Source organism: Pseudomonas sp. 5C2, from assembly GCF_034314155.1.
In the GTDB taxonomy this organism is placed as follows: domain Bacteria; phylum Pseudomonadota; class Gammaproteobacteria; order Pseudomonadales; family Pseudomonadaceae; genus Aquipseudomonas.
This window is the reverse complement of sequence record NZ_JAVIWH010000003.1, coordinates 884,322-901,910: the sequence shown is the minus strand read 5'-3', so window position 1 is coordinate 901,910 and position 17,589 is coordinate 884,322. Positions and strand designations below refer to the sequence as shown.

Genomic DNA, 17,589 nt, shown 5'->3' with positions numbered 1-17,589 from the left:
GCATGGCGGGGCAAACGTCAGTGGGTGGCCGGTTCCGTCTCGGCCAGCAGGCGGGTGATGGTCGAGCCTACTTTGCGCACGGCGTCCTCGATCTGCGCCGTCGGTTTGGCGGCGTAGTTCATCCGCAGGCAATTGCGGTACTTGCCGGACGCCGAGAAAATGCTGCCCACGGCGATCTGTACGCCTTGGTCGAGCAACGCGCGATTCAGGCGCAAGGTGTCGAAATCCTCAACCAGCTCAACCCACAGCATAAAACCGCCTTGGGGCCGACTGACACGGGTGCCTGCCGGAAAGTAGCGCATAACCCAATCGGTCATCTGGTCGCGACCGCGCTGATACTGCCCGCGCATCCGCCGCAAATGCGGTTCGTAGTGCCCAGATTCTAGAAATTCGGCAATCGCCAGTTGCGGTTGAGTGGCGGTCGAGCCGGTGCTGATGTATTTCATGTGCAGCACCCGCTCCAGATAGCGCCCCGGCGCGACCCAACCAATGCGCAGTCCTGGCGCCAGGGTTTTCGAGAACGAGCTGCACAGGAGGACGCGACCGTCTTCGTCGAAGGATTTGATCGTTCGCGGTCGGGGATAGTTGTAGGCCAGATCGCCATACACATCGTCTTCGATGATCGCCACATCAAAGCGTTGAGCGAGGCTCAGCAGGGCCCGCTTGCGCGCCTCGGGCATGATGTAGCCCAGCGGGTTGTTGCAGTTGGGGGTCAGTTGAATGGCTTTGATCGGCCACTGTTCCAGCGCCAGTTCCAGCGCATCGAGGCTGATGCCGGTAATGGGGTCGGTGGGGATTTCCAGGGCCTTCATGCCCAGGCCCTTGAGGGTCTGCATGGCGCCGTGAAAGCTTGGCGAGTCCACCGCCACGATGTCGCCCGGCTCGCAAACGGCGCGGATGCTGGTGGACAACGCTTCATGGCAGCCGGTGGTGATCACCAGATCGTTGGCCGAGAGCTGACACCCAGAATCCAGCAGCAGGCGCGCGACCTGATCGCGCAGGCTTTGGGTGCCGTAGATGTTGTCGTAATACAGCCCTGGCATGTCCTGGCGCCGACTGATCTTGGCCAGCGCGCGCAGCAGGGGTTTCAGGGTCGGGCTGCTGACGTCTGGCATGCCGCGCCCGAGCTGGATCACATTGGCATTGGGCACACTGCGGATCAGCTCGAGGACTTGTTCCCATTGGGAAATTTCGACGGGCCGTTGCGCCGGTCGTCCCACCACCGGCAGGGCGGGGATCGTACGTCCGGACGGGACGAAATAACCTGATTTAGGTTTCGGCGATGCCAGCCCGTTGTCTTCCAGCAAGCGATACGCCTGTTGCACGGTACTCAGGCTGACGCCGTGCTCCAGGCTCAGTGCGCGGACCGAGGGCAGCCGGTCTCCAGGGCGATAAAAACCGTTTTCAATGCGAGTGCCGAGCAGGGCGGCAAGATTGACGTAGAGCGTCATGGCGTACTCTCGATGGCGATCGATTCAGTTGACCAGTACAGATTCCGTCAAAATACAGGATTCAGCCTCGCGATGGGGTTGTCTGTATGGAAGTAATAAGGTTTTTTTGAATCTGTAATGGATTTGCCCGGCCCGTCATCATGAAATCACACGAACGCGTGATGGAGGGATCAGGAAATGAACGGGTTGAGCGATGTACGGCTGATGCTGCATAGCCAGGAGCTGCATGAGGGGCGAGCGCCTTGCGTGCAGACGGGCTGCCCACCGGGGCTAAGCCGGTGGGGCGTGTTCCGCCATCGCTGGGTGACCCGCAAAGCGCTGCTTGATCTGGATGCCAATCAGTTGCGCGACGTTGGCATCAGCCTGGAGCAGGCCCGAGCCGAGGGCCTGAAGCCGTTCTGGAGAGGTTGAACCAAGCCTGGCGGTCAGCGCAGCGCTTTCAGCCGATGCCAGAGCATGCCCAGCGCCAGCAGCGGGGAGCGCAGGTGTTTGCCGCCAGGGAAGGTCATGTGCGGCACCTTGGCAAACAACTCGAAGCCGCTGCTGTGTTGCCCGCTGATGGCTTCTGCCAACAGCTTGCCGGCCAGGTGCGTGGCATTCACCCCGTGCCCGGAATAGGCTTGGGCGTAAAACACGTTGGGCTGGTCCTTGAGCCTGCCGATCTGCGGCAGGCGGTTGGCACCGATGCCGATCATGCCGCCCCATTGATAGTCGATCCTGGTCCCGGCCAGTTGTGGAAAGACCTCCAGCATTTTCGGCTGCATGTAGGCCGCGATGTCCTGCGGGTCGCGCCCCGAGTAATGACACGCACCGCCGAACAACAGACGTCGGTCTGCGGAAAGCCGGTAATAATCCACCGTCACCCGTTGGTCGCAGACGGCCATGTTCTGTGGCAGCAACTCATGGGCCTGCGCCTCGCTGAGCGACTCGGTGGCGATGATGTAGCTGCCAGCGGGCAGCACTTTGCCGCTGAGTTCCGGGTTCAGATCATTCAGGTAGGCATTGCAGCCCAGCACCAGCGTATTGGCGCGCACCGAACCTTGAGTGGTGTGCACGCGCGCGCGCGGGCCGTACTCGATTCGCGTCACCGCTGAGTGCTCGAAAATCTGTACGCCCAGCGAGCGAGCGGCGGCGGCTTCGCCCAATGCCAGGTTCAGCGGGTGCAGATGGCCCGAGCCCATGTCGATCATGCCGCCGACGTAGCGGTCCGAGCCGACCACACTGTGCATCTCGTTCGCGTGCAGCAGGCGCAGTTCATGGCGATAGCCCAAGCTGCGCAATTCGTCTGCATCTTCGGCTAAGCCGTCGAGATCGCGCGGCTTGTTGGCGAGGTCGCAGTAGCCCCATGTCAGGTCGCAGTCGATCTGGTAGCGGGCGACGCGCTGGCGCACGATTTCCACCGCCTCCAGGCCCATGAGTTTCATCTGGCGCACGCCGTCGCTGCCAATCACGTTGTTGAACTGATCGAGGCCATGGCCGACGCCGCGAATAAGTTGCCCGCCATTGCGCCCGCTGGCACCCCAGCCGATTTTCCGCGCTTCCAGCAACGCCACGCTCAAGCCACGTTCTGCCAGTTCGATGGCCGTGTTCAGCCCGGAAAAGCCACCGCCGACTACGCACACATCGACGCTCAACTCGCCTGCCAGCGGCGGATGATCCGGTTGCGGATGGCTGCTGGCGGCGTAATAGGAAGCGGCATGCTGGTCGTTGGCGAGCGGTTGCTGAACGCGAGCGTTCATGAGGTTTATCCTGGTTTTTGTGTTTTGAAAATGTCATGCAGCATAGACGTGAGCTGCGCCGCCCAGCAAGGTTCGGTCGGGCGGCGCTGTCACCCGGGGCTCAAGTGAGGCAAAATTACGCCCTAGTCTTTCTTTCGGTAAACGCCTCGATGAGCTGCAACAGCCAGAAAATCCGCTTTCTTCGGCAGCAGATCCCGTCTTTCGAGTGCGTGCCCGGCTGCCACGACTGCTGCGGTCCGGTCACCACCTCATCTGAAGAGATGGCGCGCTTGCCGCGCAAAACCGCCGCAGAGCAAGAGGCGGCGATGGATGAGCTGAACTGTGTGCACCTGGGGCCAAATGGCTGCACGGTGTATGAAGAGCGTCCGCTGATCTGCCGGTTGTTCGGCACCACTCCGACCCTGCCATGCCCCAATGGCCGTCGGCCGGTCGAGATGATCCATCCCAAGGCGGAAAAGCAGATCCACGAATACATCGCGACTACGCGACAGGTGTTGGTGTAGAGGTCACTCCGGAATCGGCAAATTCAAACTCTCTTTCACTTCTTCCATGACGATGTAGCTCTTGGATTCGCGCACATGCGGCAGTTTGAGCAGGATATCGCCGAGTAGTTTGCGGTACGAAGCCATCTCTGAAATCCGCGCTTTCACCAGGTAATCGAAGTCACCGGACACTAGGTGGCACTCCAGCACGTGCGGCAGTTTGAGCACGGCGCGGCGGAACTCTTCGAAGGTGTCGCCGGACTTGTAGTCCAGGCTGATCTCGACGAACACCAGCAGGCTGGCCTTGAGGCTTTGCGGATTGAGTCGGGCGTTGTAGCCCATGATGATCCCTTCGCGCTCAAGCCTGCGGACCCTCTCAGTACAGGGCGTAGTCGACAATCCCACCCTTTCTCCCAGCTCGGTAAATGAGATCCGCCCGTCCGCCTGAAGGATGCGCAGGATGTTGCGGTCAATCTTGTCCAACTCACGTTTTGACTGGTGCTGGGTGCGCATGGGTAAACCCCCTCTACTAAAGCCATTTTTGCCGAGAATTCTCGCCAAATATAGGTGTTTATATAGTGAAAAGCACTGGTCATTGCTTTTTATACTGCGCATATCTTGGCTCTGTACAACAAACGTCAGCGGATATCCGCGATTGAGGGATTTAACATGCGAGTTCTGGTCCTTGGCAGTGGCGTGATCGGTACGGCCAGCGCCTATTATCTGGCCCGAGCTGGATTCGAGGTGACCGTGGTCGACCGTCAACCTGCGGCCGCGATGGAAACCAGTTTCGCCAACGCCGGCCAGGTTTCGCCAGGCTATGCATCGCCATGGGCCGCGCCTGGCGTGCCGCTCAAGGCGATCAAATGGTTGTTGCAGCGTCATGCCCCGTTGGCGATCAAAGCCACCGCAGACATTGATCAGTACCTGTGGATGGCGCAAATGCTGCGTAACTGCACGGCCAGCCGGTATGCGGTGAACAAAGAGCGCATGGTGCGTTTGTCCGAGTACAGCCGCGATTGCCTCGATGAGTTGCGTGCCGAAACCGGTATCGCGTACGAAGGCCGCAGCTTGGGCACCACTCAATTGTTCCGTACTCAGGAACAATTGGATAATGCCGCCAAGGACATCGCTGTTCTGCAGCAGTCTGGCGTGCCTTACGAACTGCTTGATCGCGCGGGCATCGCCCGGGTCGAGCCGGCGTTGGCCAACGTGACTAATATTTTGGCCGGTGCGTTGCGTCTGCCGAACGACCAGACGGGCGATTGCCAGTTGTTCACCACCCGCCTGGCGGAAATGGCGGTCAAGTTGGGCGTCGAGTTCCGTTTCGGTCAGTCCATCGAGCGCCTCGACTACGCAGGTGATCGCATCAATGGCGTGTGGATCGACGGCAAGCTGGAAACCGCTGATCGCTACGTGCTGGCGCTGGGTAGCTATTCACCGCAGTTGCTCAAGCCGTTGGGCATTCGCGCACCGATCTACCCACTCAAGGGTTACTCCCTGACTGTGCCAATCACCAATCCGGCCATGGCCCCGACGTCGACTATTCTCGACGAGACCTACAAGGTCGCCATTACCCGTTTCGACAACCGCATTCGTGTGGGCGGTATGGCCGAGATCGCCGGGTTCGACTTATCGCTCAATCCACGTCGGCGCGAAACACTGGAGATGATCGTCGGCGACCTTTATCCTCAGGGCGGTGATTTGACGGAGGCCACTTTCTGGACCGGCCTGCGCCCAACCACACCGGACGGCACCCCGATTGTCGGCGCCACGCCATTCCGCAACCTGTTCCTGAATACCGGTCACGGCACACTTGGCTGGACCATGGCGTGCGGTTCAGGCCGTTTGCTGGCCGACTTGATGGCCTTTAAAACACCACAGATCAGTGCCGAAGGCCTTGATATTTCTCGCTACGGTAAAACCCAGGAGATCGTAAAACATGGCAATCCTGCGCCAGCTCACCAATGATCGTATGAGTCAGCTCGTTGTCCACAACAGCACCGTGTACCTGTCCGGGCAAGTGGGTGATGACATGGCTGCCGGGATCGAGCAGCAAACCCGGGAGACGCTGGCCAACATCGAGCGTCTGCTGGACTTGGCCGGTACCGACAAGACCCGGATTCTGTCGGTGACCATCTACCTGAAAGACATCGACGCGGATTTCGCCGGCATGAACAGCGTCTGGGATAAATGGCTGCCAAAAGGCGTTGCTCCAGCCCGGGCAACGGTCGAGTCGAAGCTGTGCGAACCGGAAATCCTGGTTGAGCTGTCGGTCGTTGCGGCATTGCCTTAATCTGCAAGAACCTTCGCCTGATGCCTGTTAATGGGTGTCGGGCTTTTTTATTCTCATAACGCCTAGAAGCCCGCCGCCATGCGTCCTGCCCGCGCCTTGATCGATCTCCAAGCCCTGCGTCACAACTACCAATTGGCCCGTGAAACCGCTGGCGCCAAAGCGCTTGCGGTCGTCAAGGCCGATGCCTACGGTCATGGGGCGGTGCGGTGCGCGCAAGCTCTGGAAGCCGAGGCCGACGGGTTCGCCGTGGCCTGCATCGAAGAAGCGCTGGAACTCCGTGAGGCGGGGATTGGCGGGCCGATTTTGCTGCTTGAAGGTTTTTTCGAGGCGAGCGAGCTGGCACTGATCGTCGAGCATGACCTCTGGTTCGTGGTGCATTCGCTTTGGCAACTCGACGCCATCGAGCAAGCGAGCATCAGCAAGCCGCTGAACGTCTGGCTCAAGCTGGACTCGGGCATGCACCGTGTCGGCTTGCACCCCGCCGATTACCACGCGGCTTACAAGCGCCTGTTGAGCAGCGGAAAAGTGGCAAAAATCGTCTTGATGAGCCATTTTGCCCGCGCTGATGAATTGGATTGCTCGCGGAGTGACGAGCAGGTGGCGGTCTTCAACGCGGCCCGTCAGGGATTGTCCGCAGAGGTCAGTTTGCGCAACTCTCCTGCGGTCATGGGCTGGCCGAAGGTCCCTAGTGACTGGGTCCGCCCCGGCATCATGCTATACGGCGCCACGCCTTTTGATCAGCCACAGAGCGTGGCTGAGCGCTTGCAGCCGGTGATGACACTGGAGTCGAAAGTAATTTGCGTGCGCGAGTTGCCGGCGGGCGAACCGATTGGGTATGGCGGTGGTTTCATCACGGATCGCTCGATGCGTGTCGGAGTGGTGGCCATGGGGTACGCCGATGGTTATCCCCGTCAGGCACCGACCGGCACTCCGGTCTCGATTGACGGCCAGCCGAGCCGGTTGCTGGGTCGGGTGTCGATGGACATGCTGTGCGTGGACTTGACCGATTTGCCACGCGCCGGGCTGGGTAGCCAGGTCGAGTTATGGGGCAAAAACGTGCTGGCCAGCGATGTTGCCGCGCACGCCGGTACAATCCCTTACCAGATATTTTGTAACCTGCGCCGCGTGCCAAGGCTCTATTCCGGAGTCTGACAGACGGCTGTCGGCAGCTGTCGGCAGAATTGCAGCCTCCATGAATAAGCCGCTAGTCCTTTTGCGAACACGTTACGGGTCGAAGTGTTGTAAATACTGAACGCTGTTGCCATCATACCGTTCATAACGACCATAACTGATCAATAGGAGGACTCCCGCATTGGACGTCGGTGAACGACTGCAATCCATTCGAAAGCTTAAAGGTCTCTCCCAGCGTGAACTCGCCAAGCGAGCGGGCGTGACCAACAGCACCATTTCCATGATCGAGAAAAACAGCGTCAGCCCCTCGATCAGTTCCCTGAGAAAGGTGCTCGGCGGTATTCCGATGTCCATGGTTGAGTTCTTTTCGGAAGAGTTGGAGCAAGAAAATCTGACTCAAGTGGTTTATAAAGCCAGTGAGTTGATCGACATTTCGGACGGCGCCGTCACCATGAAGCTGGTCGGTAAGGCCCATCCAGGCCGGGCGATCACATTTCTCAATGAGATCTATCCTCCGGGTTCCGATACCGGGGATGCAATGCTCGTTCATGAAGGCGAAGAAACCGGAACCCTGCTCGAAGGTCGGCTGGAACTGGTGGTTGGCGTTGAGACGTTCATCCTCGAAGCCGGCGACAGTTACTACTTTGAGAGTACCAAGCCACACCGTTTTCGTAATCCGTTCGATGTGCCTGCGCGGCTGATCAGCGCGGCAACACCCGCGAATTTTTGATTGAATGCTTCATTTACAGGCGCCGCGTCTCAGAAATGAGAGCACAAGGTGCCTATTTGCAGGGCCTGACAGCTGGTAAATACCCCTGCGACTATAGGGTTGTTTCAGAGTGGCGGGCTAACCGGTATACTTCCGCCCGCCCGCAAAACCGTGGCCGCGGGCGTGACTAGCCACCATGAGGGTGTACGCGTGAACCTAATTAATAAAATGCTGGCAGTTCAAGCTGCCGTATTGGTCTTTTGGGCTGTCGGTGCTCAGGCCACGACAAGTGACGATCTGGCCAAGCGGCTTGATCCAGTGGGTCAAGTATGTGTGCAGGGTAAAGAGTGCGCCGGTATGGACGTCGCAGCTTCGGCTGGCGGCGCGGGTGGTGCCAAGTCCGCTGATGAGATCATCGCAGGCCATTGCAATGCATGTCACGGCACCGGTTTGCTGGGTTCGCCGAAAATCGGTGACGCGGCTGACTGGGGCAACCGTGCCAAAACGCAGGGCGGTCTTGAAGGCATTCTTGCTAAAGCCATCACCGGGATCAACTCGATGCCGCCAAAAGGCACTTGCGCAGATTGCTCTGATGCAGAGCTGAAAAGCGCGATTCAGAAAATGTCCGGTCTGAAGTAATTCAGCCTGTGACAAAAACAGCCGACTTCGTGTCGGCTTTTTTGTGGGCGAATGATTCGAAGTCCTGTCCTTTGCAGCAAACACCCGGCAAGCTCGGTCCAACCTGAAATCAAGGATGTGCCAGGAGGGTGAGATGACGCAGTCGTGTTCCATTGAACAAGCAGTCGATCAAGTACTGGCGCAGTTGCCTGCGCACATTCACATGGGCCTGCAGCTGGGGCTGGGCAAGCCCAACCGCTTCGTTAACGCGTTGTATGCGCGGGTCAAAGGCCTGCCGCAACGACAGCTGACGATCTACACCGCCCTCTGTCTCGGGCGCCCGCCGCTGGGTGAGGGTTTGCAGGCGCGTTTTCTTGAGCCCTTCGTCGCACGGGTGTTCGGTGATTACCCCGAACTGGATTTCCTTGAGGACCTGCGCCGCGACAGCCTGCCGCCGAATATTCGTGTCGAGCAGTTCTTTATGCAGCCCGGCAGCCTGCTCAACAGCCACGCGGCGCAGCAGGATTATGTCAGCAGTAATTACAGTCATGCTGCGCGTGACATCAACGCCAATGGCCTTAATCTGGTGGCGCAGTTGATCGCTCATGATCCGCAACGTCCGGGTCGCGTGAGCCTGAGTTGCAACTCGGACATCACTCTTGATTTGCTGCCGATGATCGCCAAACGCCGTGCGGCCGGTGAAACAATCCTGTTGCTCGGCCAGATCCATGCAGACTTGCCATACATGCTCGGCGACTCGGAGCTCAGTACTGACGTCTTTGATCTGATGCTCGAGGAGGAAGAACACAGCACCCTGTTCTCTACCCCGAACATGCCGGTCGGGTTTCAGGACCATTTCATTGGCTTGCACGCCAGCACCCTGGTGCGCGACGGCGGCACCTTGCAAATCGGCATTGGCTCGATGGGCGATGCGCTGACAGCGGCGCTTTTGGCGCGGCAAGCGGATAACGCCACTTACCGCGCGCTGCTCGCGGATCTGGACGCGACCACGTCATGGCAGGCGTTGATCGAGCGCGAAGGCGGGGTGCAGCCGTTTGCTCAGGGGCTGTACGGTTGCAGCGAAATGTTCGTGAACGGTTTATTGGTGCTGGTGGACGCCGGCATCGTGCGGCGTAAGGTTTACTCCGACGCGGCCCTGCAACGGCAGGCCAACGATGGCACGCTCGACGAGTCGGCCCATGCCGAAGGCGTCGTGGTCCACGCGGGTTTTTTCCTGGGGCCTCGCAGTTTTTATCAACGCTTGCGCGAGTTTTCACTGGCTCAGCGTGAGCGCTTCAACATGACCGCCATCAGCTACATCAACGAGCTGTACGGCAATGAAGAGCTCAAGCGCTTGCAACGGCGCGACGCACGATTCCTCAACAGCGCGTTTAAAGTGACGCTGTTGGGCGCCGCTGTGGCCGATCAACTGGAAGACGGCCGAGTGTTGAGCGGGGTGGGTGGCCAATACAATTTTGTCGCTCAGGCGCATGCACTGGAAGGGGCTCGCTCACTGTTGATGCTGCGTAGCTGGCGCGAGTCGGGCGGGGAGGTCAGTTCCAATATCGTTTGGGAGTACGGTCACGTCACGATTCCGAGGCACCTGCGGGACATTATTGTCACCGAATACGGGATTGCCGATCTGCGTGGCAAAACCGACGCCAAGGTGATCGAGGCGCTGCTGAATATCAGTGACTCACGCTTCCAGGAAGGCTTGATCGAGCAGGCGCAAAAGATCGGCAAATTGCCCCGCGACTTCCGCCTCGATCCGCGCTTTAGCGAAAACACCCCCGAACGTTTGCAGGCGTTGCAAGCGCGTTATGTGCAGTTGTTCCCGGAGTATCCGCTGGGTTGTGATTTCAGCGCGGAAGAGCGGGACCTGCTGCGAGCCTTGAACTGGCTGAAAAGCAAACTCAAGCTCACCGAGATTCTGCAATTGGGCAAAGCCACCCTCGACGCACCGGAGCCGACAGCCTTCCCGGCGCAGCTTGAACGCATGCGGCTTTTGCAGCCGCAGGGGCTGCTTGAAGAGCTGTATCAGCGGTTGGTGCTGGCCGGGTTGCAGGCGACTGCTCCCAGCGCCTGAAGCACCGCCTTCGCCATCAATCAATCGAGAAAAGTCACCACCCCACCCTCCAGCGATTTCACCCGGGCGAGGGATTCGACGCGATAGCCCTGAGCGTCGAGTTCGGCACGCCCGCCCTGGAATGATTTCTCGATCACAATGCCCAGCCCTGCAACACTGGCACCGGCTTGTTTAATGATCGAAATCAGCGCCTGCGAGGCCCTGCCGTTGGCCAAAAAATCATCAATGATCAGGACGCGGTCGCTGCTGGTCAGGTGCCGAGGCGAAATGGCGACGGTGCTTTCGACTTGCTTGGTGAACGAATACACGGTCGCCGACAGCAGGTTTTCGGTCAGGGTCAGCGATTGGTGTTTGCGCGCAAAGATCACCGGCACGCCCAGTTTCAGGCCGGTCATGATCGCGGGGGCAATGCCCGAGGCCTCGATGGTGACGATCTTGGTGATGCCCGAGTCTGCGAACAGCGTGGCGAATTCGTTGCCAATCAGCTGCATCAAGGCCGGGTCGATCTGGTGATTAAGAAACGCGTCGACCTTTAACACCTGGTCGGAAAGGACGATGCCCTCTTCGCGAATTTTCTTGTGCAGTGCTTCCACGGTGATTCCTCGGGCAGCGCACATGTGCGCAATAAATAATCAATTCAGCGTTTGAGCATGGCCCGAATATCGGCCAGTGCCGTGTTACCGCGAACGGCTTTCACTTCTACCGGTGTGTCGTCGTTGCCTTCCCAGGCGAGGTCGTCCGGCGGCAGTTCATCGAGAAAGCGGCTGGGTGCGCAATCGATGATCTCGCCATATTGCTTGCGCTTGGCGGCAAAGGTGAAGGCCAGTGTTTCCCGCGCGCGGGTAATCCCGACATACGCCAGGCGGCGCTCTTCCTCGATCGTGTCGGCTTCGATACTGGAGCGGTGCGGGAGGATTTCTTCCTCCATTCCCATGATGAACACATAGGGGAATTCCAGGCCTTTGGAGGCATGCAGGGTCATCATTTGCACGCCTTCGGCGCCGTCTTCTTCTTCCTGCTGACGCTCGAGCATGTCGCGCAAGACCAGCTTGCCGATGGCTTCTTCGATGGTCATTTTGCCGTCGTCGTCTTTCTCCAGTGTGTTCTTCAGCGCTTCGATCAAGAACCAGACGTTCGCCATCCGGTAGTCGGCGGCTTTTTCACTGGAGCTGTTCTGTCGCAGCCAGTTTTCGTAGTCGATGTCCATGACCATGCTGCGTAGCGCGGCGATGGGGTCGTTTTGCGAGCATTGCTGGCGCACGCCATCCATCCAGCGTTTGAAGCGTTGCAGGCGGTCGGTGTAACGGCTGTCCAGATGCTCGCCCAGGCCGATTTCATCGGTGGCGGCGTACATCGATATCTTGCGCTCGGTGGAGTAATTGCCGAGCTTTTCCAGGGTGGTCGAGCCTATTTCACGACGCGGCACGTTGATCACGCGCAAGAAGGCGTTGTCGTCGTCCGGGTTCACCAGCAGGCGGAAGTAGGCCATCAGGTCTTTCACTTCCTGACGGCCGAAGAAGCTATTGCCACCCGACAGGCGGTAGGGGATCTGGTGGTGTTGCAGCTTCAGCTCGATCAGCTTGGCCTGATAGTTACCGCGATAGAGAATCGCGAAGTCACTGTAGGGCCGGTCGGTGCGCAAGTGCAGGGTGAGGAGTTCCACCGCGACGCGTTCGGCTTCGGCGTCTTCGTTGCGGCAGCGGATGACACGGACTTCATCGCCGTGACCCATATCACTCCACAGCTGCTTTTCGAAGGCGTGGGGGTTGTTCGAGATCAGCACGTTGGCGCAGCGCAGGATACGGCTGGTGGAGCGATAGTTCTGCTCGAGCATCACCACTTTGAGCGACGGATAGTCATCCTTGAGCAGCATCAGGTTTTCCGGGCGCGCACCACGCCAGGCATAGATCGACTGGTCATCGTCGCCCACCACGGTGAACTGATTGCGCATACCGATCAGCAACTTTACCAGCAGGTATTGACTGGCGTTGGTGTCCTGATATTCATCCACCAACAGGTAGCGAACCTTGTTTTGCCACTTCTCCAGGATGTCGGCATGTTCCTGGAACAGCTTCACGGGCATCAGGATCAAATCGTCGAAATCCACCGCGTTGTAGGCTTTGAGCGTGCGCTGGTAGTGGGTATAGACAATGGCGGCGGTCTGTTCCTTGGGGTTGCGCGCGTTTTCCAGGGCCTCGGGCGGCAGGATCAGGTCGTTTTTCCACGAGCCGATCATGTTTTTGATTTCGTCGACGCCGTCATCGCCCGAATATTCTTTTTGCATGATGTCGGTCATCAGGGCTTTCACGTCGGTCTCGTCGAAAATCGAGAACCCTGGTTTATAGCCCAGCCGTGCATGTTCCTTGCGGATGATGTTCAGGCCCAGGTTGTGGAAGGTCGACACCGTCAAGCCACGCCCCTCGCCACCCTTGAGCAGGGTGCCTACGCGCTCTTTCATTTCCCGCGCGGCCTTGTTGGTAAAGGTCATGGCGACGATATGTTGCGCGCGAAAGCCGCAGTTCTGGATCAGGTGCGCGATCTTGCGGGTGATCACGCTGGTCTTGCCGGAGCCAGCACCGGCGAGCACCAAAAGAGGGCCGCCGACGTAGTTCACGGCTTCTTGTTGCCGAGGATTGAGTCGGGACATGACAGAAAAAGGGTCGCTTGCGAAATGGGTGGGCATTTTAACAGGCTCACGCATTTGTGCGGTCATCGTCCGACACTGTGACGTAGCACGCGATCTAAATTTGCCGGTTTTGTTACTTTCCCGCAGGATGCGCAGTGGATTACGCCATATGTCTGAAGTAGAGCGGAACCACCAACGATTTTTTTTGCGAGTAGGGAGCTAGTTTGTCTACGCCTGTCGAACCCTTGCGTTTGTTGCTCCTGGCCCAAAAGCCGGAATGGCTGGCGTTATTGCGTGAGTGTCTGGCTCCTCTGGGAGACGCGGCCGCGCTGGTCTGTGCGCCGAGTTGGGGCGATGTCGGCAGCCTGTTCGACGACGCGCGAAATGCCGTGCTGCTGACGACGCCTGAGCTCCAGCCAGCGCCCGGGCGCTGTAAGTTGCCGGTGGTGATGCTGCTTGAGCACGAACCGCTCGAACCGCCGATTGGCGTCAGCGATTGGCTGGTGCTCGCCACGTTGAGCATTGATGCGCTACGCCGTTGCCTGCGCCATGTGCGCGAGCGCGGCGTGCTGGAAAACACTCTGCAACGTCTGGCCGAGCAAGACCCGCTAACCGGCATCGCCAACCGCCAGGGCTTCCAGACCTTATTGGCGACACGCTTGGCTGAAAACGAAGGCCGTGGACTGGCGCTCGGGCACCTGGATCTCGACAACTTCCGTCACGCCAACGACGCGCTGGGCCATCAGGCTGGCGACCGATTGATCTTGCAAGTGGTCTCGCGGCTCAAGAGCCAGTTGGAAGCAGGCGATCAACTGGCGCGGCTGGGCAGTGACGAGTTCGCGTTGTTGATCGACATCCGCCGTGCGCCGCAGCGTGCCGAATGGATGGCCGAACGCATTACCGAAGCCTTGGCCGAGCCCTATTGGGTCGATGGTGAAAGCTTGCTGATAGGCTGCAGCCTGGGGATTTCCTATGCCCGGGCCGGTGCCGGTGCCGATCCGTTGATGTGGCACGCTCATATCGCGATGCAGCAGGCCAAGGGCACTCAGGGCTGCACCTTTCATGTTTTTAACGAACGCATCAACCGCAATGCCCGTAGCCTGGCCGATCTGGAAAGCGAACTGCGCCGGGCCTTGCGTCGCGATGAGCTGGAACTGCATTACCAGCCACGCCTGTCATTGAGCGACGGGCGTATCGTTGGCCTCGAAGCCCTGGTGCGCTGGCGCCACGCCGAGCGTGGGTTGCTGCCACCCAGCGAGTTTGTACCCTTGGCCGAGCAAAGCGGTTTGATCGTGCCTTTGGGTTACTGGGTCATTTCCCGCGCCCTGCGCGACATGCAGGCGCTGCGTGAACTCGGGCTGCCGGCACTGCACATGGCGGTCAACCTGTCGTTCCGCCAGTTTCAGGACAGTCAGTTGCTGTCGACCCTGAGCCGCTTGATCGCCGAGCGGGGCGTCGATGCCCGTTGGCTGGAATTCGAACTGACCGAAACCGCCGTCATGCGCCGCAGCGATCTGGTCAAACAGACGATGGATGCGTTGGGTCGGCTAGGTGTGCGTTTTTCGCTGGACGATTTTGGCACCGGCTTCTCGTCGTTCGTGCACCTCAACAGCCTGCCGATTGCCTTGCTCAAGGTCGACAAAAGCTTTGTCGGCGGCATGGAGTTGCGCGAAGAAAATCGCAAGCTGGTGCATGCCATGATCAACCTGGCGCACAACCTCAGCCTGGAAGTGGTCGCCGAAGGTGTGGAAACCCCGGAACAACTGGCGCTGTTGCGTGGTTTTGGTTGCGATCAAATTCAGGGTTACCTGATCAGCAAGCCGTTGCCATTCACGGAGTTGATTGAGTACCTGACGTATGGACAGCGCCATAACCTGGGGCAGGCGCACGTTCAGTAGACATACCTGATTCGGCCCTCAACTCATGACCGACGCAAGCACTGGCGCCTGACGCAGCAAGCGTGACGTCTTCCTTTCGAATGCCACTGTCAGTGCCAGCGCTGCACAGGCCAGCCCCAGAGCCAACCCCCACCAGACCCCCATCGCTCCGCCCTGTGCATAAAAACCGAAAGCCCAGGCCGCAGGCGCGCCGACCAGCCAATAACAGGCGAGGCCGATGACAAACGTGGTCCTGGCGTCCTTGAACCCCCTGATGGCGCCCATGGCCAGCGTCTGCGTGCCGTCGAACAGTTCGAACCACGCGGCGATCGCCAACAGTTTCACGGCTAGATCGATCACGTCGCGGTAGGCCGGATTGTCGAGGTCGAGAAACAGGCTGACGACTTGATACGGTGCCAGCCAGAACAGCAGCGCGAAACCGAGCATGATCAACGCCCCGAAGGCAATGCCGACGCGTCCGGCCAGTCGCGCCTGGAGCAGATTGCCCGCGCCGTAGTGTTGGCCGATGCGCATGGTCATCGCGTAGGAAATCCCCACGGGCACCATGAACGCCATCGACACCGACTGTAGGGCGATCTGGTGTGCGGCCATCTGCGTACTGCCCATCGCGCCCATGCAGAACGCTGCGAAGGTGAACAGGCCAACCTCGACCGCGTAGGTACCGCCAATCGGCAAGCCGAGGCGCCACAGCTCTTGCAAATAAGTCAGCGAGGGGCGCATCAGGCCCTGGCGAATGGGATAGGGCGCATAGGCTGGGTGTTGGCGGATATGCAGGGCCAGGAGCAGCGCCATGCCATTGGCAACCACCGCCGTGACCAGACCGATGCCCATCAGGCCCAGATGCGGCAGGCCAAACAGGCCATGAATGAGTGCATAGTTAAGCCCGAAGTTCACCGCCACGCCGCCCAGACTGATCACCATCACAGGGCCGGCCCGCCCCAACGCGCTGGTGAAGCCCCGCAAGGCCATAAAGGACAGAAAGCCGGGCAGGGCCAAGGGCAGGGTGATCAGGAATTGCCCGGCCATGTGCACGTTCGCCTCATTCTGGCCAAGCTTGAGCAAAACGGGCTCAAGGTTCCACAGCACCAAGGCCGCGATTAGTGCCATGCCCCACGCCAGCCAGAGTCCCGCCTGAGTCAGCCGCGTGGCGCCTACGTTGTCACCTGCACCGTGACGGATCGAAACCAGGGTGCCGACGGCAGCGATAACGCCTACGCAGAAGAACGAAATCAGGTTGTAGCTGGCCGCGCCCAGCCCGCCACCGGCCAAGGCATCGGGTCCCAGGCGACCCATCATTACGGTGTCAGTGAACACCATGAGCATATGCGCCATTTGCGAGGCGATCAGCGGTCCGGCCAAGCGCAGGATGGTCCTTAGCTCTTTGATCCAGGGTGCTTGGATGGCGACGGATTGCATAGGCGTGGCGCTCGGCTTACAGGGCTTTGTGAGCAACTGATTCTCGGCATTTCTCACGGCGGGCACAAAGGGATAAATCCGATGATTGGCATGAGTAAAACTCATCTGAATCGAGCGTAGTCGTTGGGGGTAAAGTAGCGCAACTATTGCGTAGGAATGTTGTGTATGTCCCGTAGTCTTCCTCCCCTTTATGCGCTACGTGCATTTGAAGCCGCTGCCCGACACAGCTCGTTCACCCGCGCTGCCGAGGAGCTGTCGATCACCCAAAGTGCCGTCAGCCGCCACATCCGCACGCTTGAAGATCACTTTGCCTGTCGTTTATTTCAGCGCAATGGCCGCAACCTGCAATTGACCGAGGCGGCGCGCCTGCTACTGCCGGGAGTGCGTGAAGGTTTTTCGGCGTTGGAGCGTGCGTGCAGCATCTTGCGTGCAGAGGAAGGCATTTTGCGCATGAAGGCACCCTCGACCCTGACCATGCGCTGGTTGCTGGCGCGCCTGAGCCGGTTTCGCCATCTTCAGGTTGGTAATGAAGTGCAATTGACCAGCGCCTGGATGGATGTCGACAGTGTGGATTTCACTCAGGAGCCGTTTGACTGCGCGGTGTTGCTCAGCCGTGGGCATTTTCCGCCGGATTGGGAAGCCACCTACCTGTTCCCTGAGCTGCTGATCCCTGTGGGTGCATCGACGTTGCTCCAGGACCCGCCCTGGGATGTCGCGCGGTTGGCCAGTGCCGAACTGTTGCACCCGACCCCCGACCGTCGCGATTGGCGCAACTGGCTACAGCGGATGGGCCTGTCGGAGCAGATCTCGCTCAAGGGCGGCCAGGTGTTCGACACTCTGGAGCTTGGCATGATCGCGGCTGCGCGGGGCTATGGCGTGTCCATGGGGGACTTGTTGATGGTCGCCGAGGACGTCGCGCAAGGGCGTTTAAGCTTGCCTTGGCGCACCGCCGTGGCCAGCGGCGAAAACTATTATCTGGTGTGGCCAAAGACCCGGCCAGGCGGCGAACGTCTGCGCAGGCTCAGCGAGTTTCTTCAAGGCGAGGTGTGCGCAATGGATTTGCCAAAGGTTGAGATACTGACGTGAAAACAGCTCTGGCACAGGCTTTTGAGCGGTTATTCGTCAGTATCCCCGAGT

General features: G+C 59.4%; 16 protein-coding genes. 10 read left to right on the top strand and 6 right to left on the bottom strand.

Translation table 11 applies throughout. The features are described from left to right. Nucleotides 1–17: 17 nt before the first annotated feature. A complete protein-coding gene (locus tag RGU44_RS18980) occupies nt 18–1,451 on the bottom strand; it encodes a PLP-dependent aminotransferase family protein (RefSeq protein ID WP_322176992.1) in 1,434 nt (477 codons plus the stop codon). A 177-nt stretch (nt 1,452–1,628) separates the two neighbouring features. On the opposite strand from RGU44_RS18980, the gene RGU44_RS18975 reads away from it, so the two are divergent. Beyond that, the gene (locus RGU44_RS18975) at nt 1,629–1,862 is read left to right on the top strand and encodes a DUF1127 domain-containing protein (RefSeq protein WP_322176991.1); all 234 of its coding nucleotides are present in this window, start codon (nt 1,629–1,631) and stop codon (nt 1,860–1,862) included. Between the two features lie 14 nt (nt 1,863–1,876). On the opposite strand, the gene RGU44_RS18970 is transcribed toward RGU44_RS18975, so the two are convergent. After that, nucleotides 1,877–3,190, bottom strand: a complete 1,314-nt coding sequence (locus tag RGU44_RS18970) for an FAD-binding oxidoreductase (RefSeq protein WP_322176990.1) — start codon at nt 3,188–3,190, stop codon at nt 1,877–1,879. 149 nt (nt 3,191–3,339) lie between these two features. On the opposite strand from RGU44_RS18970, the gene RGU44_RS18965 reads away from it, so the two are divergent. Further along, nucleotides 3,340–3,693 carry a YkgJ family cysteine cluster protein gene (locus RGU44_RS18965; protein WP_219063041.1) on the top strand — a complete coding sequence of 118 codons (354 nt, stop codon included), beginning with the start codon at nt 3,340–3,342 and terminating at the stop codon, nt 3,691–3,693. A gap of 3 nt (nt 3,694–3,696) precedes the next feature. On the opposite strand, the gene dadR is transcribed toward RGU44_RS18965, so the two are convergent. Then, nucleotides 3,697–4,185 (bottom strand): transcriptional regulator DadR, encoded by a 489-nt coding sequence (dadR, locus tag RGU44_RS18960; protein ID WP_219063040.1) that lies wholly within the window; start codon nt 4,183–4,185, stop codon nt 3,697–3,699. 156 nt (nt 4,186–4,341) lie between these two features. Here dadR and dadA point away from each other — a divergent pair, with 156 nt between their 5' ends. The 6 genes from dadA (at nt 4,342) to RGU44_RS18930 (ending at nt 10,512) form a co-directional block, all read left to right on the top strand. After that, on the top strand, nt 4,342–5,643 hold the full coding sequence (gene dadA, locus RGU44_RS18955) for a D-amino acid dehydrogenase (RefSeq protein WP_219063039.1): 1,302 nt from the start codon (nt 4,342–4,344) through the stop codon (nt 5,641–5,643). Continuing rightward, on the top strand, nt 5,615–5,968 hold the full coding sequence (locus RGU44_RS18950) for a RidA family protein (protein WP_219063038.1): 354 nt from the start codon (nt 5,615–5,617) through the stop codon (nt 5,966–5,968). The genes dadA and RGU44_RS18950 overlap by 29 nt, the downstream gene beginning before the upstream one ends. 78 nt (nt 5,969–6,046) lie before the next feature. Next, a complete protein-coding gene (gene alr / locus RGU44_RS18945) occupies nt 6,047–7,120 on the top strand; it encodes an alanine racemase (protein ID WP_322176989.1) in 1,074 nt (357 codons plus the stop codon). Between the two features lie 160 nt (nt 7,121–7,280). Then, nucleotides 7,281–7,829 carry a cupin domain-containing protein gene (locus tag RGU44_RS18940; RefSeq protein ID WP_219063036.1) on the top strand — a complete coding sequence of 183 codons (549 nt, stop codon included), beginning with the start codon at nt 7,281–7,283 and terminating at the stop codon, nt 7,827–7,829. Nucleotides 7,830–8,018: 189 nt separating this feature from the next. Next, entirely contained in the window at nt 8,019–8,447 is a 429-nt protein-coding gene (locus tag RGU44_RS18935) for a c-type cytochrome (protein WP_322176988.1), read from the top strand. A 133-nt stretch (nt 8,448–8,580) separates the two neighbouring features. Continuing rightward, nucleotides 8,581–10,512 (top strand): acetyl-CoA hydrolase/transferase C-terminal domain-containing protein, encoded by a 1,932-nt coding sequence (locus RGU44_RS18930; protein WP_322218556.1) that lies wholly within the window; start codon nt 8,581–8,583, stop codon nt 10,510–10,512. 20 nt (nt 10,513–10,532) lie between these two features. On the opposite strand, the gene RGU44_RS18925 is transcribed toward RGU44_RS18930, so the two are convergent. Both RGU44_RS18925 and rep read right to left on the bottom strand, forming a co-directional pair. Further along, nucleotides 10,533–11,105 carry a xanthine phosphoribosyltransferase gene (locus tag RGU44_RS18925; RefSeq protein WP_219063034.1) on the bottom strand — a complete coding sequence of 191 codons (573 nt, stop codon included), beginning with the start codon at nt 11,103–11,105 and terminating at the stop codon, nt 10,533–10,535. Nucleotides 11,106–11,149: 44 nt separating this feature from the next. Next, nucleotides 11,150–13,159, bottom strand: coding sequence for a DNA helicase Rep (rep, locus tag RGU44_RS18920; RefSeq protein ID WP_322176986.1), 2,010 nt, complete (start codon nt 13,157–13,159; stop codon nt 11,150–11,152). Between the two features lie 203 nt (nt 13,160–13,362). Between rep and RGU44_RS18915 the strand changes: the two genes are divergently transcribed. Further along, nucleotides 13,363–15,036: a bifunctional diguanylate cyclase/phosphodiesterase gene (locus tag RGU44_RS18915; RefSeq protein WP_322218553.1), complete on the top strand. Its 1,674-nt coding sequence runs from the start codon at nt 13,363–13,365 to the stop codon at nt 15,034–15,036. Between the two features lie 18 nt (nt 15,037–15,054). On the opposite strand, the gene RGU44_RS18910 is transcribed toward RGU44_RS18915, so the two are convergent. Then, nucleotides 15,055–16,437, bottom strand: coding sequence for a NorM family multidrug efflux MATE transporter (locus RGU44_RS18910; protein WP_322278478.1), 1,383 nt, complete (start codon nt 16,435–16,437; stop codon nt 15,055–15,057). Nucleotides 16,438–16,617: 180 nt separating this feature from the next. Here RGU44_RS18910 and RGU44_RS18905 point away from each other — a divergent pair, with 180 nt between their 5' ends. Next, on the top strand, nt 16,618–17,538 hold the full coding sequence (locus RGU44_RS18905) for a LysR substrate-binding domain-containing protein (RefSeq protein WP_322176984.1): 921 nt from the start codon (nt 16,618–16,620) through the stop codon (nt 17,536–17,538). Nucleotides 17,539–17,589: the final 51 nt, after the last annotated feature.

What these genes read in the sequence shown, in the direction of transcription:
- RGU44_RS18980 (WP_322176992.1), bottom strand. Translation starts at nt 1,451, where the DNA reads ATGACGCTCTACGTCAATCTTGCCGCCCTGCTCGGCACTCGCATTGAA.
- RGU44_RS18975 (WP_322176991.1), top strand. Translation starts at nt 1,629, where the DNA reads ATGAACGGGTTGAGCGATGTACGGCTGATGCTGCATAGCCAGGAGCTG.
- RGU44_RS18970 (WP_322176990.1), bottom strand. Translation starts at nt 3,190, where the DNA reads ATGAACGCTCGCGTTCAGCAACCGCTCGCCAACGACCAGCATGCCGCT.
- RGU44_RS18965 (WP_219063041.1), top strand. Translation starts at nt 3,340, where the DNA reads ATGAGCTGCAACAGCCAGAAAATCCGCTTTCTTCGGCAGCAGATCCCG.
- dadR (WP_219063040.1), bottom strand. Translation starts at nt 4,185, where the DNA reads ATGCGCACCCAGCACCAGTCAAAACGTGAGTTGGACAAGATTGACCGC.
- dadA (WP_219063039.1), top strand. Translation starts at nt 4,342, where the DNA reads ATGCGAGTTCTGGTCCTTGGCAGTGGCGTGATCGGTACGGCCAGCGCC.
- RGU44_RS18950 (WP_219063038.1), top strand. Translation starts at nt 5,615, where the DNA reads ATGGCAATCCTGCGCCAGCTCACCAATGATCGTATGAGTCAGCTCGTT.
- alr (WP_322176989.1), top strand. Translation starts at nt 6,047, where the DNA reads ATGCGTCCTGCCCGCGCCTTGATCGATCTCCAAGCCCTGCGTCACAAC.
- RGU44_RS18930 (WP_322218556.1), top strand. Translation starts at nt 8,581, where the DNA reads ATGACGCAGTCGTGTTCCATTGAACAAGCAGTCGATCAAGTACTGGCG.
- rep (WP_322176986.1), bottom strand. Translation starts at nt 13,159, where the DNA reads ATGTCCCGACTCAATCCTCGGCAACAAGAAGCCGTGAACTACGTCGGC.
- RGU44_RS18905 (WP_322176984.1), top strand. Translation starts at nt 16,618, where the DNA reads ATGTCCCGTAGTCTTCCTCCCCTTTATGCGCTACGTGCATTTGAAGCC.